Here is a 21,308-nt window from a genome sequence, read left to right as displayed (position 1 = left end):
ATGTTTCCAACTCTACCAGTCTTTTTCCGACCCTCTGACCACCATCCTGCGGACATGCAGAAGGTGACCCCGAGATAGGATCTGACGAGTTGGGTGCTGCCGGGCAAGGACGCTTGGTCGCGTTGCTCAACCTCAAGCAGGAGTACGACTGTACACGGGCCCGCAGAGCGGGAGCAAATCGATTCGAGGTATGGTCTAGACCTCTAATCGAGCCTCGCGCCCGGAACGGGCACTTCGTGTGACATACCCTGCTGAACAGTGCGCCGTCCGATACAGGCAGTGACGGCCCATATGAATCTCCACCCCTGGGAGGCTTCCCATGACCACCGTGACGTCCCCGCTTGCCGGACGCGCCATCGGACTGGCAGCCGTGCCGGATCCGGTCTTCTCCGGGGCCATGGTCGGCCCGGGCACGGCGATCGACCCCGTGCGCGAACCTTCCGAGGCTGTCGCGCCTGTGGACGGAGTCATCGTTTCGCTCCACCCGCACGCCTTCGTCGTCGTCGACGAACAGGGACACGGAATCCTCACCCACCTCGGCATCGACACCGTGCAGCTCAATGGCGAGGGCTTCGAGCTGCTCGTGAACAAGGGCGACACCGTGACGCGCGGTCAGAGCGTGGTGCGCTGGAACCCGGCAGCGGTCGAGGCCTCCGGGAAGTCCCCGGTGTGCCCGGTCGTGGCACTCGAGGCGACGGCCGAGGCCCTTTCCGATCTCCGTGACGACGGCGATGTGAAGGCCGGCGACAGTCTCTTCGCCTGGAAGTGACGTCAGCGCCGTCGTACGACGGCTACTAGGGACGACAACCACAGCGGCGGCGGGACCCGCCGCACTATCGGAGACGGGTGAGATGGAGACAACGCTGCGAGGCGTCGGCGTCAGCCACGGTGTGGCGATCGGCGAGGTTCGGCACATGGGGACGGCGGTTCTGGAACCGCCCGCCAAGCAGATTCCGGCGGAGGAAGCGGAGCGTGAACAGGGGCGCGCCCGCAAGGCCGTGGAAGCTGTGGCGGCCGACCTGATTGCGCGCGGCAATCTGGCGGGGGGCGAAGCCCAGGCGGTGCTCGAGGCGCAGGCCATGATGGCCCAGGACCCCGAGCTGATGGCTGACGTGGACCGGCGTATCGCCGTCGGTAGCACGGCCGAGCGTGCCGTGTACGACGCGTTCGCCGCCTACCGGGAGCTGCTGGCGGGAGCCGGTGAGTATCTCGCCGGTCGTGTGGCTGACCTCGATGACGTGCGGAATCGTATCGTCGCTCGTTTGCTCGGGGTCCCTATGCCGGGTGTCCCGGACAGCGACGAGCCGTACGTTCTCGTCGCTCGTGACCTTGCGCCCGCCGACACAGCTCTGTTGGACCCTGCGCTGGTGCTCGGCTTCGTGACCGAGGAGGGCGGGCCGACCAGCCACAGCGCGATTCTGGCTCGGGCGCTCGGAGTACCGGCAGTCGTCGCCCTGCCGGGTGCCGGTGAGCTGGCCGAGGGCACGGTCATCGCCGTCGACGGCAGCACTGGCGACATCTTCGTGAATCCGAGCGCCGAGAAGAAGGCCCAGCTGACGGCCGCTGCCGCCGAGCGCAAGGCCGCGCTTGCGGCGTCGTCCGGGCCGGGCGCCACCGCAGACGGTCACAAGGTGCCGTTGCTGGCCAACGTCGGCGGGCCGTCCGATGTGCCGGCCGCAGTCGATGCCGGTGCCGAGGGCGTCGGTCTCTTCCGTACCGAGTTCCTCTTCCTGGACGACAGTAAGAAGGCGCCGTCGGAGGAGAAGCAGGTCGAGGCCTACCGACAGGTTCTCGAGGCGTTCCCCGAGGGCCGTGTCGTCGTACGTGTGCTGGACGCGGGCGCGGACAAGCCGCTGGACTTCCTGACGCCGGGCGACGAGCCCAACCCGGCTCTGGGTGTGCGCGGTCTGCGGACGCTGCTGGACCACCCAGAGGTGCTGCGCACCCAGTTGACGGCGCTGGCGAAGGCGGCGGAGGGGCTGCCGGTCTACCTCGAGGTCATGGCCCCGATGGTGGCGGATCGTGCCGATGCCAAGGCGTTCGCGGACGCGTGCCGTGCGGCCGGGCTGCAGGCGAAGTTCGGTGCGATGGTGGAGATTCCGTCGGCCGCGCTGCGGGCGCGCTCGATTCTGCAGGAGGTCGAGTTCCTGTCCCTGGGGACCAACGACCTCGCGCAGTACACGTTTGCCGCCGACCGTCAGGTGGGTGCGGTGTCACGTCTGCAGGATCCGTGGCAGCCCGCGCTGCTCGACCTGGTCGCGCTGTCCGCCGAGGCTGCCAGGGCCGAGGGCAAGAGCTGTGGTGTCTGTGGTGAGGCAGCGTCCGACCCGCTGCTCGCATGTGTGCTGACCGGTCTCGGTGTCACGTCCCTTTCCATGGGTGCGGCGTCGATTCCTTATGTCCGGGCGACGCTGGCGAAGTACACGCTGGCGCAGTGTGAGCGTGCCGCGGCGGCCGCCCGGGCCGCGGACAGCGCCGAGGAGGCACGCGGCGCGGCCCAGGCGGTGCTGTCCGGCGAGTAGTCGGAGGATTACCCGCGCCTGTTCTTGAGGGGTGCCCCATCCGCGGATGGGGCACCCCTCCCCTTTTCAGTGCCTGTGCCCCGGTGTCTCTCCCTCCTCACCCAGATCGGGCGGCGTGCAGTAGTCGACGTCGGATTCCGGGGAGATGAGGTCTCCGGATTCGATGTCGGTGCAGTAGGCGTCGAAGACCTCGCCCGCGGTGAGGGGTTCGAGGCCGTCGCCGCGCATGCGCCAGCCGTAGATGCGGTCCGGGGTGCCGGGAGCGCTGGTGCGCATCACCAGCCCGCCGGGGCTGTGCGTCGCGAGGCCGAGGGCCAGGACCGTGGTGAATTCGAGGGCCTCGGCCTCGTCGAGTTGGATGGCGCCGGGGGCCTCTTCGTCGGCGTGCAGGACGGCGGCGAGGGGCTCCGGCGTTCCGGAGATGCTGCATACGAGGTGTCGGCTGCCCGGGTGGGCCGTGTCGAGGATGCGGACGAGCAGGGCCGACGCACGGGTGAAGGCGGCGCGGCCGATGTCCTCGCCGCAGGATCCGCAGACACCGAGCCGGGCGAGGAGTGTGGAGGCGTACTCCCAGGTGGCCTGTCGGACGGCTTCGTCGACGAGGACCGGGACGAGGTCGGCCAGGGGCCGGCCGTCGTAGGGGACGCTGGGGCCGGTGGCCGCGAGTTCGGCGGTGAAGCGGGTGCGGCTCGACGGGACGTCCGGGTCGAGGCCGGTGAGCATGCAGAACTCGGCGTACTCCTGTGGGTCGAACAGCGCCACCGTCGTGTGGCTGCCCTGGGAGGCGCGTGTCCTGAGGAGAGCCTCCACCTGTTGCAGGTAGATCTTGTGGTCGTCGAAGGTGAAGCTGCGGTAGCGCCGCATGGCACGGAAGTCGTGCTCGTCGGTCAGCAGGCCGATCGTGCCGGCAATTTCGCGGCGCAGAACGCGTCGCATGGTCGGGTGGTCGGTGTGCGCCATGTTTCCCCCTGTGCGCTGTCGATCAATGCTCACTCACAGTAACCGGGGGCACTGACATTGATAGTGGTACGCAGGTTCCGGTGGTCGTGACTCGGGCACTGACTGACGCCCTGCCGGGTTGTCTTCCCGTTGTTCTGTCCGGCCGCCGGGGCTTGTTCTCATGGCTTCGGCCGGGCGGAACATGACCTGATAGGAGTCAGCCGTTCACCTGCGGATGACGCCTCGCGCGCGGGCGTGAAAATCGGTACATGGGCTGTCCGCCGACGCCGCTGGATGTTTGGGCTGTGAGCCCGCATAGGAATCTGGTGAGGGAGCCGTCCGAGGGGCCGCACACTGTCGCCTTGAGCACGCCGATCAGCTTCTCCGTTCCCCTCAGGCTCCCCGGACAGCCCCGCCCACACCAGCACAACAGGGGGCGCCTCATGAAGGAGGTGAGAGAAGACCACGACGACGGAACGGTCGCCAGGGTCGCGGCGATCGACATTGCCAAGGCATCCGGGATGGTCTGCCTGCGCATCCGCACGACACCATCGAGGGCCGGCGGATCCAGCAGGTCTGGACGGTCGCCTCAACGACCAACGCGATCTTGGAACTCGGCGACAAGCTGGTCTGCCAGGGTGTCGAGCGGGTCGTGATGGAAGCCACGGGCTCGTACTGGCGCCCGTTCTTCTATCTGCTGGAAGCCCGCGGCCTGGACTGCTGGCTCGTGAACGCGCGGGATGTGAAGAACGTCCCCGGGCGTCCGAAGACCGACAAGCTGGATGCGGTCTGGCTGGCCGAGCTTGCCGAACGCGGCATGGTCCGGACCTCGTTCGTCCCGCCGAAGGCCGTCCGGCAGTTGCGGGACTTCACCCGGACTCGCACCGTGTTCGTCCAGGAGCGCACCCGCCACAAGCACCGGGTGGACAAGGCATTGCAGGACGCCCAGATCAAACTGTCTGACGTCGTCTCGGACCTGTTCGGCAGGTCGGGCCGGGCCATGCTCGATGCCCTGGTCACCGGCGAACGCAACCCACGTGCCCTCGCCGAGCTGGCCCAGGGCAGTCTCGTCAAGAAGAAGACGGCCCTGGCCGAGGCCCTGACGGGACAGTTCGAGGATCACCACGCACGGCTGCTCGGGGTACTGCTGTCCACCGTCGACCATCTGACCGGCCAGATCCATGAACTCGACCGGCTCATCGCCCAGACCCTCGAAGAGATCTCCACCTCGGATGACGGCCCGGGAACGGAACCGTCCTCCGGCGTGAGCGGGCGGGTCCTGGCCGAGAAGCTGGACGCAGTCCCCGGGATCGGGTCGGCCACAGCGCAGATCATCCTCGCCGAGATCGGTGCGGACATGAGCCGCTTCCCCACCCCCGAACATCTCGTCTCCTGGGCGAAGTTATGTCCGCGCACGATCCAGTCCGGGGCGAAGAACACCGCCGGCCCGGCCGGGCAGGGCAACCCCTGGCTCAAGGGCGCCCTCGGCGAGGCCGCCAACGCCGCCGCCCGGGCCAACACCTTCCTCGGGGCCGGCTACCGGCGCATCGTCAAACGTCGCGGCCACGCCAAAGCCTCGTCGCCGTCGCCCGCTCGATCCTCGTCATCACCTGGCACCTGATCAACGACCCGGATGCCTCCTACCAGGAACTCGGCGACGACTGGCACCAGCGCCACCTCAACCCCGCCCGCAGGACCCGCGATCTCGTCCGCCGGCTCCAGGCCCTCGGCCACCAGGTCGCCCTCACACCGACATCAGCCTGACCGCCCGTCCCAACGACATCCGGTCCGCAAGCGGCCCGGATGCTGCCGCCTGCCCTTCCGGAGATCGATTTTCCGATCAGCATCAACGGCGTCGCTGTGCAGCGGAGGAGGCCGACCACCTCCCCCGCCGTGGTCGGTCAGGCGCGTTTGCGGGCGAGGTTCTCGTAGAAGTGCAGGAGGTCGAGGTTGTCGATGGAGCCGGGGTTGACCGCCTTTTCCAGGGGTGTGCCCTGGAGGAGGCGCTTGACCGGGACTTCGATGCGCTTGCCGGTGAGGGTGTGCGGGATGCCGGGTACCTCGATGATCTCGTCGGGGACATGGCGTGGGGAGAGCTGTTCGCGGATGGTCTGCTTGATCCGGTTCAGGAGGGCGTCGTCGAGGGCTGCTCCGGAGGCCAGGTACACGAACAGGGGCATCCAGTAACCGCCGTCGGGCTGCTCGATGCCAACGACGAGGGATTCCTCGATCTCTGGGAGGCGTTCGACGGCTTCGTAGATGTCGGCCGACCCCATGCGGACGCCCTGGCGGTTGAGTGTGGAGTCGGAGCGGCCGTGGATGACGACGGAGCCGCGGGTGGTGACGGTGGTCCAGTCGCCGTGGCGCCAGACGCCGGGATAGGTGTCGAAGTAGCTGTCGTGGTAGCGGCTGCCGTCGGGGTCGTTCCAGAAGTGGATGGGCATCGACGGCATGGGGTTGGTGACCACGAGCTCGCCGACCTCGTCGATCAGGGGTTTGCCACTCGGGTCCCAGGACTGCAGGTCGGTGCCCAGGCTGGGCGCCTGGAGCTCACCGATGTACACGGGGAGCGTCGGTACGGCGCCCGCGAAGCAGGAGCACACGTCCGTGCCGCCGCTGACGGAGGCGATCCAGAGGTCGTCGCGGACCTCGTCGTGCAGCCAGCGGAAGCCGTCGGGGGGCAGGGGTGACCCGGTGGTGGCGACGCACTGCACCTTGGTGAGGTCGAAGTCGCGTGCGGGATGCACGTCGGCCTTGCGGCAGGCCATGACGTACGCGGCCGAGGTGCCGTAGAGCGTGGCTCCCGTGCGTTCGGCGATCCGCCACTGGGCGCCCGTGTCCGGATAGCCGGGGCTGCCGTCGTAGAGGACGATCGTGGTGCCGGTGAGGAGGCCGGAGACGAGGAAGTTCCACATCATCCAGCCGGTCGACGTGTACCAGAAGAAGCGGTCCTCGGGGCCGAGGTCGCAGTGCAGGCCGAGCTGTTTGAGGTGCTCGACGAGGATGCCGCCCTGGGACTGGACGATGGCCTTGGGGAGGCCGGTCGTGCCGGAGGAGTAGAGCACCCACAGCGGGTGGTCGAAGGGGACCTGTTCGAAGACTGGTTCCGCGTCTGCCGTGGTGAGGGCCGACCAGTCCAGGGCGCCTTCGGGGGCCTCGGTGCCCAGGAGCGGGATGTGGACGACGGCGCGCAGGGTGGGCAGTTCGTGGCGGAGTTCGGCGACGATGTCGCGGCGGTCGTGTTTCTTGCCGCCGTAGTGGTAGCCGTCGACGGTGAACAGGACGACTGGTTCGACCTGCTGGAAGCGGTCGAGGACGCTGCGGGCGCCGAAGTCGGGGGCGCAGGAGGTCCAGACGCCGCCGACGGCGGCCGTGGCGAGGAGGGCGACGACGGCCTGGGGGATGTTCGGGAGGTAGCCGCTGACGCGGTCTCCTGGGTGTACGCCGAGGGCGCGCAGTTCGGCGGCCAGGGAGCCGACCTGGCGGCGCAGCTCGGACCAGGTGACCGATTGCAGGTCGTGGGTCTCGTCGACGTACAGGAGGGCGGGTTCGTCCGCTCGGGTCGCGGCCGCGCGCAGGGCGTGCTCGGCGTAGTTCAGTGTCGCGCCGGGGAACCACTGGGCTCCGGGCATCGAGCGGTCGGCCAGCACGCGCGCGTACGGCGTGGAGAAGCGGACGTCGAACCAGTCCGTGAGGGCTTTCCAGAACGTGTCGAGTTCGGCGACGGACCAGCGGTGCAGGGCCGCGTAGCCGCCCTCGGCCGGGGCGCCGTGGTTTTCGGCGGCCCAGGCCTGGAACTTGGTGATCTGTGCGTGGGCGATGCGTTCCGGATCCGGCTGCCAGAGTGGCTGGGGATTCACGGTCGTCATGGGGCGGCTCCCGGACTGTGCGCGTCGTGTGCGTCTTCCGCGCACGGGCTGGGTTGTGCGCGTGACGCGGCTGACACGGACGATGCCATGTGATCGACTTGTATACCAGGGTGAGCCCCACATAGTCCGTGTCGTGAAGATGTGGTCCCAGCACGGGTGAACGGAAGTTGAACGAGACGCGCGCGTAGGGCGGTCAATGGCAGGCTGGGCAGCATGATGGACGGTCGTGACCTGGTGCGTTCGATGAAGGCGGTCGGTTCCGTGGGGGCGGCCCAGGGGTTGCGTACCGTGCGAGCGGCGTGGCGCAGGCGGCGTGCGGACGCCGCGGGGCTGCCGCCTCGGGGTGCCGAACGCGCGCGCGTGCCCGGCCCCGTGCAGGACGTGGAGCCGGGGCCCGGGGGCGGTGTCGTCCGGTTCAGCCGGTCCGAACTGCGGATCATGGTCGCGGTGAACGGGGCCGTCTTCTGGGGCTGGGACGGTGCCGGTCCCGAGCCGTCGTACGCGCTCGCGGGCCGCTGTCCTGAGCCGGATCCTCGGGCGGTGCTGGAGCCGGACAAGGACGGCGGCTGGCGGGTTGTCTCCGAGCGGATGACGGTCGTCGTCTCGCGGCACGGCGCCGTCGAGGTGCGCACGCCCGGTGGGGTGACCCTGCGCAGTGATCTGCCGCCCCGGTGGTGGGAGCCGGCCGGCGGTGGCCGGGCTCGCTGGATGCAGCGGTCGGAAGTCGCCGCGGACGCGCGGTTCTTCGGGCTCGGGGGGCGGGCTTCGGGCCCCCGGCTGCGGGGCGGAACGTACCGCCTGTGGAACACCGACCCGGGCCGTGTCTTCGGGCCGGGCGACGATCCGCTGTACATCACGATGCCGGTGCAGCTGGTGGTGGCCGACGCCGCCACGCATCTGGTGTTCCACGACACCTCGTGGGACGGCACGGTGACGTTGCGGGAGGGCGAGGAAGGCGCCGGTTCCGGGCACGACCGGGCGGGGACGTCGGAGCTGCGGATGGACGGGGGTCCGCTGCGCTGCTGGGTGATGGTGGGCACTCCTGCGCGCGTGCTGCTCGCCTGGGCCTCGCTCACCGGGGCGCCCGCGCTGCCGCCCGCGTGGGCGCTGGGCCACCATCACGCGCGGTGGGGCTTCGGCAGCGAGCAGGAGGTGCGGCGGATCGTTTCGGGTTACCAGGAGCGCGATCTGCCGCTCGATGCGGTCCACCTGGACATCGATCACTACGACGCGCATCAGGTGTTCACGGTCGATCAGGACCGCTTTCCCAAACTGTCTCAACTCGCCGAGGAGCTGCGGCGGGCCGGGATCCGTCTGGTGTCGATCGTGGATCCGGCGGTCAAGGCGGCGCCGGGCAATGCCGTGTACGACAGCGGGGCAGCCGAGGACGCGTTCGTGCGGGACGGCTCAGGGCGGGTCGTACGTGGAGTGGTGTGGCCGGGAGAGGCGGTCTTCCCGGACTTCACGCACGCGCGTGTGCGGCAGTGGTGGGCCGGTCTGTACGAGGAGCGGCTCGCGCAGGGGTTCTCGGGTTTCTGGCACGACATGAACGAGCCGACCTCGTTCAGCGCTTTCGGGGAGTCGACGTTGCCGCGCTCGGCCCGGCATTCCCTGGAGGGCCGCGGCGGGGACCATCGCGAGGCGCACAACGTCTATGCGCTGTGCATGGCCAGGGCGGGCTACGAAGGGCTCCGTGAACTGGCGCCCGAGGAGCGGCCTTTCGTCTTCTCGCGCTCCGGTTGGGCGGGCATGCAGCGTTACGGGGGGACGTGGTCCGGTGACGTGGCCACGGGCTGGCCCGGGCTGCGTGCGTCGCTGTCGCTGGTCATGGGGCTCGGGCTGTGCGGGGTGCCGTATTCGGGGCCGGACGTGGGCGGGTTCGACGGGAGTCCGTCGCCCGAGCTGTATCTGCGGTGGTTCCAGTTGGGCGCCTATTTGCCGCTGTTCCGCACGCACGCGAGTCTGCGGGCGGGGCGCCGGGAGCCGTGGGGGTTCGGTGCCGAGGTGCTGGAGCACGCGCGCGTGGCGCTCGTCGAGCGCAGGCGGCTGCTGCCGTACTTCGTGACGCTGGCGCATCTGGCCCGGCGCATGGGAGCGCCCTATGTGCGGCCGTTGTGGTGGTCGACTCCCGAGGACCGTGCGCTGCGTGACTGCGAGGACGCCTTCCTGCTGGGCGACTGTCTGCTGGTGGCGCCGGTGCTCGACCCGGGTGCGGACCGGCGTGCGGTGCAGTTGCCGCGGGGGCGCTGGTACGACACGGTGACGGAGCAGGTCTATGAGGGGCCGGGGCAGATTCTCGTGGACGCCCCTTTGTCGCGGATTCCGGTGCTCGCGCGCGCGGGTGCGGTCGTTCCTGTGCGTGGGGAGGACGGCGGGCTGGAGCTCGAGGTGTGGGCGCCCGCCCGGGGACGGACCGGGGGCGGGCTGGTGGTACCGGATGCGGGTGACGGGTGGGACGAGCCGGAGATCGAGCGTTATGTCACGCGTTGGCAGGGCCGGCGGGTGGTCGTGGAGCGGGAGGGTGAGGACGGCGTGAGCACGCCGTCCCATCCGGTGCGTGTGCGAGGGCTCGCGGAGGGCTGGGCTCAGACGTAGCGGCCCTCGAAGAACGCCCGTACGGCGAGCGTGTGCAGGGGGAAGGCGAGTTCCTCGGGCCGGTGCAGGAGGTGCCAGCCCTCTGTCTCGTCGGTGGCGGCGGAGGTCGGTAGACGGTCCGCCGGGCGCTCCGGAAGGAGCCCGAACAGCAGCAGGTGGCCGTCGGGAGAGCTCATCGCGTCGGCGAGCCGTATGTCACGGCTGGCGGCGTCGATGCCGGTCTCTTCCTTGAGCTCGCGGATGACGGCCTGGCGCCAGTCCTCACGGTCGTCTATGTAGCCGCCGGGGAGTGCGATGCCCCCGCGCGCGGGGGCGATGGTTCGGGTGATGACGACCAGGGCGGTGCCCTTCGTGTCGTACACGGGCTGGAGTGCGATCGCGACCGGCAGCGGGTTGCGGTAGGCCACTGTGGCGCAGGTCCGGCAGGTGCGAGGCCAGCCGGAGACGCCCTCTCCGTAGGGCGCGCCGCAGCTCGAACAGTGGGAGTCGGGCGCGTAGTTGGGGTTGGAGTGTTGAGTTTCGGACACGCGGCGGACTGTATCCGATCACCGGAAGGACGTCTTCCGGGGGCGGCCCGGTACTGCCCGCCGCCGGACGCCCTGCCCATTTCCGGATGCCCGTGGCAGACTTCTGACGTTCCGTCAGATTCCGTGCCGGGGAGGGGTTTTGTCGCGTACACACACACCTGTGGTCGCCGGGTGGTTCGCCGGCGAAGGGGACGACTTCCGGCTTCTGGGCACGCGCTGTTCGGTCTGCGCTTCGGTGTTCTTCCCGCGCGAGGACGCCCACTGCCGCAACCCGGCCTGCCCAGGCGGTGACCTGGAGGAGGTGCCCCTCTCGCAACGGGGGCGTGTCTGGTCCTACACGGACAGCCGGTACCGTCCTCCGTCACCGTATGTGACCGATCCGGAACTTCCGTGGGAGCCGTACGCGTTGATCGCTGTGGAGCTGGAGTCCGAGCGCCTCGTGGTGCTGGGACAGGCGGTTCCCGGGGTCACCGTCGCGGATCTGGCGGTGGGCATGGAGGTGGAGGTCGTGGCCGGCGTGCTCCATGAGGACGCGGAGACGATCTGGACGACCTGGCAGTGGCGGCCGACGGGGGTGACGGCATGACGGGTGAGGTGGCGGTCCTCGGTGCGGGCATGCACCCCTGGGGCAAGTGGGGGCGCACCTTCGTCGAGTACGGGGCTGCCGCGGCCCGTGCGGCGCTCTCCGACGCCGGGTTGGAGTGGCGGGAGGTCGGCTCGATCGTGGGTGCCGACACCGTGCGGGGCGGCTATCCGGGGTATGTGGCCGGGGCGACGTTCGCGAAGGCGCTGGGCTGGCAGGGGGCCCGGGTGGCGAGCGTGTACGCGGCGTGCGCGTCCGGGGCGCAGGCCGTCAACACCGCGCGGGCGCAGATCCTCTCGGGGCTCGCGGAGGTGGTCCTCGTGGTCGGTGCCGACGCGGCGCCCAAGGGGTTCTTCCGACCCGCGGGCGGGGACCGGCCCGACGATCCGGACTGGCTGCGGTTCCGGGTGCTCGGGGCGACCAATCCGGCGTACTTCGGGCTGTACGCGCGCCGGCGGATGGCCGTGCACGGCGACACGCCGGAGGACTTCGCCCAGGTCAAGGTGAAGAACGCCGCCATGGGCGCGCTGAATCCGTACGCGCGCTACCGCAAGCGGGTCACCGCCGAGGAGGTCGCTGCCTCCGCCGTGGTCGCCGATCCGCTGCGGCTGCTCGACATCTGTGCGACCTCGGACGGAGGGGCGGCACTGGTGCTGTCCAGCATGGAGTTCGCACACCGGCATGATGTGGCGGAGCCGGTGCGGATCCGGGCGGTGTCCACGGTGACGCCGCGTTACCCGAACACCGTGCTGGACCTGCCGGACATCGCGACGGACTCCGCGGTGGCGGTGGAGCCACCGCCCGGGACGTTCCGGGCGTCCATCGCGTCGGCGGTCTACGAGGAGGCGGGGGTCGGGCCTGAGGATCTCTCACTCGCTGAGGTCTACGACCTGTCCACCGCGCTGGAGTTGCAGTGGTACGAGGATCTGGGGCTGTGCGGCCAGGGTGAGGGCGCGAAGTTGCTGCGGGAGGGCGCGACGGCCCCGGGCGGGCGCATACCCGTGAACACCAGTGGCGGGCTGGCCTCCTTCGGGGAGGCGGTTCCGGCGCAGGCGATCGCCCAGATCTGCGAGTTGACCTGGCAGTTGAGGGGTGAGGCGGGTGACCGGCAGATCGCCGAGGCGCGCGTGGGGATCGCGGCGAACCAGGGGCTGTTCGGGCATGGTTCGGCGGTGATCGCGGTGCGGTGAGGAGGTCTTTCCACACTGTGTGACCGACCCGGAATCCTGCGTGAACGTCTCATGAACTGCGCTCGGGCGTGCCCCGACGGCGCCATCATGCTGCCGTGCACTCCTGGACGGACACTCTCCGCTTCGCCTTCCAGCCGGTGGTCAATCTGACGACGGGCGCGGTCGCTGGGCTGGAGATACTCGCCCGCCCGGAGGCCGGCGACATCCTGGCCGAGGCTCGACGCGACCCCGAACTCGACGGCCGACTGGCGGTGTTGGCGGTCCGGGCTGCAGCGCGAAAGGAGACGTTGCTGCCGCTGCACGTCAACGTGTTCGCCGGCACCCTCGCCGACCTCGGCGGGCTCACCCCGCTGCACACGGCCGTGCGCGACTCGGGGCGCCTGCCCTGGGAAGTGACGGTCGATGTCGGGCCCCCGTACACGCACGTGCCGCAGCAAGCGCTGCTGGAGGCCTTGAGTTCACTGCGGGAGCAGGGATTCCGGATCAGTGCGGACGGCGTCGGGGACGGGGACGTACCGCTGCGGCTGCTCACCGATATGGCGCCGGACCTGGTGAAGCTCGACGCGTCGCTGCTGGCGCGGCCAGCAGCGGTGCGGGCCATGCGGACGCTGTGCGACCAGCTGGGCGCACTCCTGTCCGTGGAGGGTGTGGAGACCGAACTGCAGTGCGCGGCCGCGCGGTCGGCCGGTGCGCAGCTGGCGCAGGGCGAGTTGTTCGCTCCGCCCGCGCGGTTGCCCGCCGTGGACGTATACGTTCCGCCCCGCTCCTCCGGCCCCATGGCCGTGCCTCGGTCGGGGCCGTCGGTGCGGGAGTTCGTACGGCCGGCCGCGTTGCTGCCCGCCACCGCGTCCGCCGGCCAGGTGCGGGCGCTGCTGACCGGGTCGCCGGACGTTTCCGGGGTGCTGCTCGTCGACGCCGACGGGGTCCCGGTCCGGTCGGTGCACCGGTCCCGCTTCCTGCTGTCGATGTCGGGGCGCTACGGCCATGCCCTGTACGCCGACCGGCCCGCGTTCAAGCTCGGCGATCCGCCGCGCACGGTCGGTGCCGCCGCCACGGCGTGGGAGGTCCTGGACGTGGTCGCGGTCGGCGGTCACAACCGCACCTCGGACGATGTCGCCGTGGTCGACCGATACGGGCGGTGCGTGGGCGTCGTGCGCCTTGCCGACCTGGTACGGGCACTGGCCGAGACCCGGGTAGAGGAGGCGGCCGGGCTCAATCCGCTGACGCGGCTGCCCGGTTCGGACGCGATCACCGGGGAGGTGGACCGGCGGATCTCGGAGGGGCGGACATTCGCGCTGAGCTGGCTCGACGTGGACCACTTCAAGCAGGTCAACGACGGCGCCGGGTTCGCCGCGGGCGACGAGCTGATCCGGTCGGTAGGGCGGGCGCTGCAGCACGCGGAGACCGGGAGTACGCGGGTGGGGCACATCGGCGGGGACGACTTCCTCGTACTCACTGATCCGGAAGGGTTGGATCCGCTGGCCGCCTCGGTGCTGAACGTGCCCTGGTCGGCGGGCGGGCATCCGGTCACGCTGTCGCTGGCGACGGTCCTGTGTGCACCGGGGAGCGTTGCGGATCACCGGCAGGCGGCCGCCTGTCTGGCGCCGCTGAAGAAGGCCGCGAAGTCGCTGCACGGGGCGAGTTGGGTACTGGGGCACGCGGGGCTACCCGGTCATGAGGTCCTTCGGGGAGCGCAGGTGGCGACCGCTTAGGCGAAGAGCCGGGCCGAGGCATCCGGAGGCGTCAGCCGCGGGCCCACTCACGGAGCCGCCGACGCCGACGGCAGGCGTGCCCTCAACCGTTCCCGTCCGCGACCTTGACGCCCCCTGAGCGCCGGTGAACACTTCCGGTGTCAGTCGACATCGCCGTACATTCTCGGCGTATCCATGCACTGCGCCGCGCGGGTTCCGCCTGGATCAAGGCCCCTTCCCCCACGGGCGATACGGCTCGACGGCACGCTCGTCACGGACGCCGGGCGGGGCGCGGGACCCTCCCTGCCTTCGGCTGAAGTCGCCATGGGAAACGCACCCTGCACGGAGGACCGGGGCCGATCGTCCCGGGCCAGGGCCTAGGAGCCGCCATGAGCAATGGAGACATCTTCGTCGGTGAGGTCATCGGCACCGCGATTCTGATCCTCTTCGGCGCGGGGGTGGTCGCCGCCGTCGTACTGAACTACTCGAAGGCGAAGGACGCCGGCTGGGTCGTCATCGCGTTCGGCTGGGGATTCGGAGTGATGGCCGGCGCGTACACCGCCGCGCCGCTGTCCGGTGGGCATCTGAATCCCGCGGTGACCGTCGGGATCGCCATCGACACCGGGGACTGGGACAAGGTCCACATCTACGTCGCCGGACAGATGGTCGGCGCGTTCCTCGGCGCGATCCTGTGCTGGCTGGTCTACTTCGCGCAGTTCCAGGCCAACTCCGAGGAGGACAAGGCGCAGCCGACGCTCGGGATCTTCTCCACGGCCCCCGCGATCCGCCATCCCGTGGCGAACCTCATCACCGAGATCATCGCGACCATCGGCCTGGTGCTGCCGATCCTCGCCTTCGGCCTGACCAAGGGGCTCGGCGAGTCCGGCACCGCGATTCTGATCGTCGCGTTCCTGGTGGTGGGCATCGGTCTGTCGCTCGGCGGTCCCACGGGATACGCCATCAATCCGGCCCGTGACCTGGGCCCGCGCATCGCGCACGCCCTGCTCCCGATCCCCAACAAGGGCACCTCGGACTGGGGTTACGCATGGATCCCGGTGGTCGGACCGCTGATCGGCGGGGTGCTGTCCGGGCTCATCTTCAACGCAGCCTTCTGAAGGAACCGACGAAGGGGACGTCATGACGGACAAGTTCGTCGCCGCTATCGACCAGGGCACCACCTCCAGCCGCTGCATCATCTTCAACCAGGACGGCGCGATCGTCGCCGTCGACCAGCGTGAGCACCGCCAGATCTTCCCCAAGCCCGGCTGGGTGGAGCACGACGCCACCGAGATCTGGTCCAAGGTGCAGGCAGTGGTCGCCGGGGCGATCGCCAAGGCCGGGCTGCGCGCCGACCAGCTCAGCGCGCTCGGCATCACCAACCAGCGTGAGACTACGGTCCTTTGGGACCGAGCGACCGGCAAACCGGTGCACAACGCGATCGTGTGGCAGGACACCCGTACCTCGGCGCTGTGCAACCAACTCGGCGGCTCGGACGGGCAGGACCGTTTCCGCGAGCAGACCGGACTGCCGCTGGCCAGCTACTTCTCCGGGCCCAAGGCGGCCTGGCTGCTCGACAACGTGCCCGGGCTCAGGGCCCGCGCCGAGCGCGGTGAGATCGCCTTCGGCACCATCGACTCCTGGCTGATCTGGAACCTCACCGGCGGCACGGACGGCGGACACCACGTCACCGACGTGACGAACGCCGGACGCACCATGCTGATGAACCTGGAGACCCTTCAGTGGGACTCCTCGATCCTCTCCGCGATGAACGTGCCCGAGGTCGTACTCCCCGAGATCAGGTCCTCGGCCGAGGTGTACGGCACCGCGGTGGGCCAGCTCGCCGGCGTGCCCGTGGCGTCCGCACTGGGCGACCAGCAGGCGGCCGTGTTCGGGCAGGCCTGCTATGACGTGGGCACGGCGAAGAACACGTACGGCACGGGCAGCTTCCTGCTGCTCAACACCGGCAACCGGCCGGTGCCGTCGAAGAACGGGCTGCTGACGACGATGGGCTACAAGATCGGCAGTGAGGCACCCGTCTACTGCCTGGAAGGGTCAATAGCCATAACGGGCGCGCTGGTCCAGTGGTTCCGCGACCAGCTCGGCATCATCCGCACCGCCGACGAGATCGAGTCCCTGGCTGCGAGTGCCGAGGACAACGGTGGCGCGTACATCGTGCCCGCGTTCTCCGGTCTGTTCGCCCCGTACTGGCGCTCGGACGCGCGCGGTGTCGTCACCGGTCTGACGCGGTACGTCACCAAGGCGCACTTGGCGCGCGCGGTGCTGGAGGCGACGAGCTGGCAGACGCGCGAGGTCGTGGACGCCATGTACCAGGACTCCGGGGTGCACATCACGACCCTGAAGGTCGACGGCGGCATGACGAAGAACAACCTGCTGATGCAGCACCAGGCGGACGTGCTGGATGTGCCGGTGATCCGGCCGAAGGTCTCGGAGACGACCTGTCTGGGCGCCGCATACGCGGCCGGGCTCGCCACCGGCGTGTGGAACGACCTGGACCAGCTCAAGGCGCACTGGCAGAAGGACGTCGAGTGGACTCCGACCATGGCGGCGTCGGTACGTGACCGCGAGTACCACAACTGGCGCAAGGCGGTGGAGAAGAGCTTCGGCTGGCACGAGGACGGCGCGGACTGAGCACCGTGCACGCGTGCGTGCGACTGCGGTGAGCCACGCGCGCGTGCCCCTCTGCCGCGGCCCGTACCCCGGTCGGCGGGGGTACGGGCCGTGCTCGTGCTGTGAGCTTCAGGTGGCGACGGTCTGGCGGCGCTCCGCCGCGTATGCCATGGCGTGCTGGACCACGCCGATGAGGACCTCCTTGACCGACTCCCGGTCGCGGGCGTCGGTCAGCAGCAGCGGCACGCCCTCGTCGAGGTCGAGGGCCTGACGGATGTCTTCTACGGGGTAACGGGCCGCGCCCTCGAAGCAGTTGACGCCGATGACGAAGGGTATGGAGCGCCGCTCGAAGTAGTCGACGGCGGCGAAGCAGTCCTCCAGGCGGCGCGTGTCGGCGAGGACGACCGCGCCGAGCGCGCCCTCGGACAGCTCGTCCCACATGAACCAGAACCGCTCCTGGCCCGGCGTGCCGAAGAGGTACAGCACCAGGTCCTCGCGCAGGGTGATGCGCCCGAAGTCCATGGCCACCGTGGTGGTGTGCTTGCCCTCGACGCCGCTCGTGTCGTCGACCGGGCGCCCGGCCTCGGTGAGCAGTTCCTCGGTGCGCAGCGGCCTGATCTCGCTGACCGCGCCGACGAGGGTGGTCTTGCCCACGCCGAAGCCGCCGGCCACCAGGATCTTGAGCGTGACGGGCTCGACCGGAGGCTTCCCGCGCTCAGAACGCCCGAAGATCATCGTTCTCTTCTCCTGCTTGATGGGGGTCGCGCGACGGTGGGCCGTAGCCTCCGCCGCCGGGGGTTTCGATGACGAGGACGTCGCCGGGGCCGACGTCCGCCGAGTCGCTGCCGCCGAGCGCGGTGACCGTGCCGTCCGCGTGCTCCACACGGTTGGCGCCCAGCGCCCCGGGTTCGCCGCCCGCCATGCCGTACGGCTGGACTCTGCGGTGCTGGGAGAGGGTGGAGACGGTCATGGGCTCGTGGAAGCGGATGCGGCGCACGGCGCCGTCCCCGCCGCGCCACTGTCCCGCGCCGCCGCTGCCGCGCCGCACGGCGAACTCGTCGAGCTGTACGGGCAGCCGCCACTCCAGGACCTCGGGGTCGGTGAGCCGCGAGTTGGTCATGTGGGTCTGGACGACGGGTGCGCCGGGGAAGCCGTCGCCCGCGCCGGATCCGGAGGCGACGGTCTCGTAGTACTGGTGACGGTCGTTGCCGAACGTGACGTTGTTCATGGTGCCGGAGCCCTCGGCCTGGACGCCGAGCGCGGCGTAGAGGGCGCCGGTGATGGCCTGGGAGGTCTCCACGTTGCCCGCGACGACGGCGGCCGGCGGCTCGGGGGCGAGCATGGAACCGGGCGGCACGACGATCTTCAGGGGGCGCAGGCAGCCGTCGTTGAGCGGGATGTCGTCGTCGACGAGGGTGCGGAAGACGTACAGGACGGCCGCGTTGACCACCGAGAAGGGGGCGTTGAAGTTGGTGGTGAGCTGCGGTGACGTACCGGTGAAGTCGACGGTCGCGGAACGGTTTTCGCGGTCCACGCGCACGCGTACCCGGATGACGGCGCCGGAGTCGGTCTCGTAGGCGTACTCGCCGTCGTCCAGGGCGTCGACGACCCGGCGGACCGCTTCCTCGGCATTGTCCTGGACGTGCTTCATGTATGCCTGCACGACGTCGAGGCCGAAGTTCTCGATCATGCGGGCGACTTCGTCGACGCCCTTCCGGTTGGCGGCGATCTGGGCGCGCAGATCGGCGAGGTTGGTCTTGGGGTTGCGGGAGGGATAGGGCGCCTCGGTGAGCAGGCGGAGGGTCTCCGCTTCGCGGAAGCGGCCGTTCTCGGCGAGCAGCCAGTTGTCGAAGAGGATGCCCTCCTCCTCGATGCTGCGGCTGTTGGCGGGCATGGAGCCGGGGGCGATGCCGCCGATCTCGGCGTGGTGGCCACGTGAGGCGACGTAGAACAGGATCCGGTCACCCTCCGTGTCCGTGGAGTCGAACACGGGAGTGATGACGGTGACGTCGGGCAGGTGGGTGCCGCCGTGGTACGGGTCGTTGACGGCGTACGTGTCCCCGGGCCGCATGCCGGATCCGCGGCGCCGGATGACCTCCTTGACGCTCGTGCCCATCGAGCCCAGGTGGACGGGGATGTGCGGGGCGTTGGCCACCAGGTTTCCGTCCGGGTCGAAGAGGGCGCAGGAAAAGTCCAGGCGTTCCTTGATGTTGACGGACTGGGCCGTGGACTCCAGGCGGGCGCCCATCTGTTCAGCGATGGACATGAAGAGGTTGTTGAAGACCTCAAGGAGAACCGGGTCTGCTTCTGTGCCGAAATCGGAACTCTGTGTAACCGTCGCGCGTTCCATGACCAGATGCCCGTCGTGGGTCGTCGCGGCCTGCCAGCCGTCGTCGACGACGGTCGTCGCGCTGGCCTCGGTGATGATCGCGGGGCCGGTGACGGTTTCGCCGGGGGGCAGGTCCTCGCGGCGGTGGAGAGGTACGTCGCGCCAGGTGCCGCCCGTGTGGAGGCGGACGGTTTCGGGGGCGTCGGCACGGCCCTGGTAGGTGGCCAGGGCGGAGAGATCGGGGGGTTGGGTGATGCCGGTGGCTTCTACGGAGAGGGCCTCGACGACGATCGGGCGGTCGAGGGTGAAGGAGTACGTGGCGCGATGACGCTCTTCGAAGGCGTGCCTCATCGGGTCGGGCTCGGTCAGCTCGACGGTGAGGGGGGTGTCGGTGCCGTCGTAGCGGAGCTGGGCGCGGCGGGTGATCTTGATGCGGTCCTCGGGGACGTCCTCGTCGAGGAGTTCCGTGCGGGCGGCTGTCTCGAGGCTGTCTGCCGTCTTGCGGACGCCGGGCATCGAGGCGGCCTCCAGTGGGGCCTCCACGGACTGTTCGCGCATGGCGGTGGTGTCGGCGAGGCCGATGCCGAGCGCGGAAAGGACACCGGCCATGGGCGGGACGAGGACGGTACGGATGCCGAGCGAGTCGGCGACCATGCACGCGTGCTGGCCGCCCGCACCACCGAAGGTGGTGAGGGCGTAGCGGGTGACGTCGTGGCCCTTCTGGACGGAGATCCGCTTGACGGCGTTGGCGATGTTGGCGACGGCGATCTGCAGGTAGCCCTCGGCGACCTGCTCGGAGGTCCGCTCGTCGCCGGTCTGCTCGCGGATCTCGCGCGCGAGGGCGGCGAAGCGGTCGCGGACGAGGGCGTCGTCGAGGGGCTGGTCGCCGTCGGGGCCGAACACCTTGGGGAAGTGGGCGGGCTGGATACGGCCGAGCATCACGTTGGCGTCGGTGACGGCGAGCGGGCCGCCGCCGCGGTAGCAGGCCGGTCCCGGGTCCGCGCCCGCCGAGTCCGGTCCCACCCGGTAGCGGGAGCCGTCGAAGTGGAGGACCGAGCCGCCGCCGGCCGCGACGGTGTGGATGTCCAGCATGGGCGCGCGCAGCCGGACGCCGGCGATCTGCGTGGTGAAGACGCGTTCGTACTCGCCCGCGAAGTGGGAGACGTCGGTGGAGGTGCCGCCCATGTCGAAGCCGATGACGCGGTGGAAGCCGGCGAGCTGCGACATGCGGGCCATGCCGACGATGCCGCCGGCGGGGCCGGACAGGATGGCGTCCTTGCCGCGGAACTGACCGGCCTCGGCGAGGCCGCCGTTGGACTGCATGAACATCAGCCGTACGCCTTCGAGTTCGTCGGCGACGTGCTGGACGTAGCGGCGCAGCACGGGCGAGAGGTAGGCGTCGACGACGGCGGTGTCCCCGCGCGGGACGAGCTTCATCAGTGGGCTGACCTCGCTGGACAGCGAGATCTGCGGGAAACCGACGCGGGCGGCCAGGTTCCCGACGGCCTGCTCGTGGGCGGGGTGGAGGTGGCTGTGCAGGCAGACCACGGCGACGGCGCGGATCCCGGCGTCGTACGCCTCCTGGAGGGGGCCGGCGAGCGCGTCCAGGTCCGGGGCGTGCAGGACGGTGCCGTCGGCGGCGATGCGCTCGTCGACCTCGACGACCCGCTCGTACAGCAGCTCGGGGAGCTGGATGCGGCGGGCGAAGATGCGGGGGCGGTTCTGGTAGGCGATGCGCAGGGCGTCGCGGAAGCCGCGGGTGATGACGAGCAGAGTGCGCTCGCCCTTGCGTTCCAGGAGGGCGTTGGTGGCGACCGTCGTGCCCATGCGGACAGCCTCGATCGGGTCCTGGGAACCGTCGAGGAGCTGGCGCACGCCCGCGACGGCCGCGTCGGAGTATCGCGCAGGATTCTCCGACAGCAGCTTGTGCGTCAGCAGACGGCCGTCGGGGCGTCGCGCGACGATATCGGTGAAGGTGCCACCTCGGTCGACCCAGAACTGCCAGCCTGTCACGTCGCTACCCCGCTTCCGCGCTGCTCACAGCGCCCGGAGGCCGTTGATCACGTCGCGCAGAATACTCTCGTCCGGCAGTTCTGCAGGCGGTACGGGCCGGTTCACATGGACGAAATCACGGTCCACGAGATCTCCGACGAGGACGCGTACGACTCCGATGGGCAGGTCGATTTCGGCGGCGAGTTCGGCGACCGACTGCGGGGTGTCACGGCACAGCTCGACGATGTCCACGTGTTCCGGGGACAGCGTCGAGTCCGCTTCCGGGTCGTCCGCGTGGGGCTCCGTGACGACCACCGCGATCAGGTCGAGGCGGTGCTGGCCCGGACTGGAGGTGCGGCCGCGCGTCATGGCGTACGGACGGACGACCGGGCCGGCCTCGTCGTCGAACCAGTGGCTTCTTACCTGACCGTCAGCGCTCATGC

15 protein-coding genes are annotated in these 21,308 nt (G+C 69.9%); 9 read left to right on the top strand and 6 right to left on the bottom strand.

Annotation, left to right across the window (positions count from 1 at the left end):
- Nucleotides 1–319: 319 nt before the first annotated feature.
- Both AQJ91_RS24845 and ptsP read left to right on the top strand, forming a co-directional pair.
- Complete coding sequence (locus AQJ91_RS24845; RefSeq protein WP_067025865.1) at nucleotides 320–769, top strand: PTS sugar transporter subunit IIA; 450 nt, start codon at nucleotides 320–322, stop codon at nucleotides 767–769.
- Between the two features lie 82 nt (nucleotides 770–851).
- The gene (gene ptsP, locus AQJ91_RS24840) at nucleotides 852–2,522 is read left to right on the top strand and encodes a phosphoenolpyruvate--protein phosphotransferase (RefSeq protein WP_067025864.1); all 1,671 of its coding nucleotides are present in this window, start codon (nucleotides 852–854) and stop codon (nucleotides 2,520–2,522) included.
- A gap of 66 nt (nucleotides 2,523–2,588) precedes the next feature.
- Here the strand turns inward: ptsP and AQJ91_RS24835 are convergent, their stop codons facing one another.
- On the bottom strand, nucleotides 2,589–3,482 hold the full coding sequence (locus AQJ91_RS24835) for a hypothetical protein (protein ID WP_067025862.1): 894 nt from the start codon (nucleotides 3,480–3,482) through the stop codon (nucleotides 2,589–2,591).
- Between the two features lie 493 nt (nucleotides 3,483–3,975).
- Between AQJ91_RS24835 and AQJ91_RS24830 the strand changes: the two genes are divergently transcribed.
- Nucleotides 3,976–5,082 carry an IS110 family RNA-guided transposase gene (locus tag AQJ91_RS24830; protein WP_407696908.1) on the top strand — a complete coding sequence of 369 codons (1,107 nt, stop codon included), beginning with the start codon at nucleotides 3,976–3,978 and terminating at the stop codon, nucleotides 5,080–5,082.
- 280 nt (nucleotides 5,083–5,362) lie between these two features.
- Here AQJ91_RS24830 and AQJ91_RS24825 read toward each other — a convergent pair whose 3' ends face one another.
- Nucleotides 5,363–7,330, bottom strand: a complete 1,968-nt coding sequence (locus tag AQJ91_RS24825) for an acetoacetate--CoA ligase (protein ID WP_067025860.1) — start codon at nucleotides 7,328–7,330, stop codon at nucleotides 5,363–5,365.
- A gap of 216 nt (nucleotides 7,331–7,546) precedes the next feature.
- Here AQJ91_RS24825 and AQJ91_RS24820 point away from each other — a divergent pair, with 216 nt between their 5' ends.
- Nucleotides 7,547–9,925, top strand: coding sequence for a glycoside hydrolase family 31 protein (locus tag AQJ91_RS24820; RefSeq protein ID WP_067025858.1), 2,379 nt, complete (start codon nucleotides 7,547–7,549; stop codon nucleotides 9,923–9,925).
- Here the strand turns inward: AQJ91_RS24820 and AQJ91_RS24815 are convergent.
- A complete protein-coding gene (locus AQJ91_RS24815; protein ID WP_067025856.1) occupies nucleotides 9,916–10,452 on the bottom strand; it encodes an NUDIX domain-containing protein in 537 nt (178 codons plus the stop codon). The two genes, AQJ91_RS24820 and AQJ91_RS24815, sit on opposite strands and share 10 nt — an antisense overlap.
- Before the next feature lie 160 nt (nucleotides 10,453–10,612).
- Here AQJ91_RS24815 and AQJ91_RS24810 point away from each other — a divergent pair, with 160 nt between their 5' ends.
- The 5 genes from AQJ91_RS24810 (at nucleotide 10,613) to glpK (ending at nucleotide 16,565) form a co-directional block, all read left to right on the top strand.
- Nucleotides 10,613–11,038, top strand: a complete 426-nt coding sequence (locus AQJ91_RS24810) for a Zn-ribbon domain-containing OB-fold protein (protein ID WP_067025853.1) — start codon at nucleotides 10,613–10,615, stop codon at nucleotides 11,036–11,038.
- Entirely contained in the window at nucleotides 11,035–12,225 is a 1,191-nt protein-coding gene (locus AQJ91_RS24805; RefSeq protein WP_067025886.1) for a lipid-transfer protein, read from the top strand. The genes AQJ91_RS24810 and AQJ91_RS24805 overlap by 4 nt, the downstream gene beginning before the upstream one ends.
- A gap of 95 nt (nucleotides 12,226–12,320) precedes the next feature.
- Nucleotides 12,321–13,937: a GGDEF domain-containing protein gene (locus AQJ91_RS24800; protein ID WP_067025852.1), complete on the top strand. Its 1,617-nt coding sequence runs from the start codon at nucleotides 12,321–12,323 to the stop codon at nucleotides 13,935–13,937.
- A gap of 368 nt (nucleotides 13,938–14,305) precedes the next feature.
- Entirely contained in the window at nucleotides 14,306–15,031 is a 726-nt protein-coding gene (locus tag AQJ91_RS24795) for an MIP/aquaporin family protein (RefSeq protein ID WP_067025850.1), read from the top strand.
- Between the two features lie 22 nt (nucleotides 15,032–15,053).
- Complete coding sequence (gene glpK, locus AQJ91_RS24790) at nucleotides 15,054–16,565, top strand: glycerol kinase GlpK (RefSeq protein WP_067025848.1); 1,512 nt, start codon at nucleotides 15,054–15,056, stop codon at nucleotides 16,563–16,565.
- A 108-nt stretch (nucleotides 16,566–16,673) separates the two neighbouring features.
- On the opposite strand, the gene AQJ91_RS24785 is transcribed toward glpK, so the two are convergent.
- Genes AQJ91_RS24785 through AQJ91_RS24775 form a run of 3 tightly spaced genes read right to left on the bottom strand, consistent with a single transcriptional unit; the run spans nucleotide 16,674 to nucleotide 21,306 of the window.
- Nucleotides 16,674–17,279 carry a GTP-binding protein gene (locus AQJ91_RS24785; RefSeq protein ID WP_067025847.1) on the bottom strand — a complete coding sequence of 202 codons (606 nt, stop codon included), beginning with the start codon at nucleotides 17,277–17,279 and terminating at the stop codon, nucleotides 16,674–16,676.
- Nucleotides 17,260–20,886, bottom strand: a complete 3,627-nt coding sequence (locus AQJ91_RS24780) for a hydantoinase B/oxoprolinase family protein (protein WP_067025845.1) — start codon at nucleotides 20,884–20,886, stop codon at nucleotides 17,260–17,262. The genes AQJ91_RS24785 and AQJ91_RS24780 overlap by 20 nt, the downstream gene beginning before the upstream one ends.
- A 24-nt stretch (nucleotides 20,887–20,910) precedes the next feature.
- Nucleotides 20,911–21,306 carry a DUF742 domain-containing protein gene (locus tag AQJ91_RS24775; RefSeq protein ID WP_067025843.1) on the bottom strand — a complete coding sequence of 132 codons (396 nt, stop codon included), beginning with the start codon at nucleotides 21,304–21,306 and terminating at the stop codon, nucleotides 20,911–20,913.
- Nucleotides 21,307–21,308 lie beyond the last annotated feature (2 nt).

The sequence above is a fragment of the Streptomyces dysideae genome, assembly GCF_001514305.1.
GTDB classification, from domain to species: Bacteria; Actinomycetota; Actinomycetes; order Streptomycetales; family Streptomycetaceae; genus Streptomyces; species Streptomyces dysideae.
Note: the sequence above shows the minus strand (reverse complement) of the source record. Positions and strands in the feature narration are given on the sequence as shown.

Excerpts from the sequence above, each read along its gene's own strand:
- AQJ91_RS24845 (WP_067025865.1), top strand. The coding sequence starts at position 320 with ATGACCACCGTGACGTCCCCGCTTGCCGGACGCGCCATCGGACTGGCA.
- ptsP (WP_067025864.1), top strand. The coding sequence starts at position 852 with ATGGAGACAACGCTGCGAGGCGTCGGCGTCAGCCACGGTGTGGCGATC.
- AQJ91_RS24835 (WP_067025862.1), bottom strand. The coding sequence starts at position 3,482 with ATGGCGCACACCGACCACCCGACCATGCGACGCGTTCTGCGCCGCGAA.
- AQJ91_RS24825 (WP_067025860.1), bottom strand. The coding sequence starts at position 7,330 with ATGACGACCGTGAATCCCCAGCCACTCTGGCAGCCGGATCCGGAACGC.
- AQJ91_RS24820 (WP_067025858.1), top strand. The coding sequence starts at position 7,547 with ATGGACGGTCGTGACCTGGTGCGTTCGATGAAGGCGGTCGGTTCCGTG.
- AQJ91_RS24805 (WP_067025886.1), top strand. The coding sequence starts at position 11,035 with ATGACGGGTGAGGTGGCGGTCCTCGGTGCGGGCATGCACCCCTGGGGC.
- AQJ91_RS24795 (WP_067025850.1), top strand. The coding sequence starts at position 14,306 with ATGAGCAATGGAGACATCTTCGTCGGTGAGGTCATCGGCACCGCGATT.
- glpK (WP_067025848.1), top strand. The coding sequence starts at position 15,054 with ATGACGGACAAGTTCGTCGCCGCTATCGACCAGGGCACCACCTCCAGC.
- AQJ91_RS24785 (WP_067025847.1), bottom strand. The coding sequence starts at position 17,279 with ATGATCTTCGGGCGTTCTGAGCGCGGGAAGCCTCCGGTCGAGCCCGTC.
- AQJ91_RS24775 (WP_067025843.1), bottom strand. The coding sequence starts at position 21,306 with ATGAGCGCTGACGGTCAGGTAAGAAGCCACTGGTTCGACGACGAGGCC.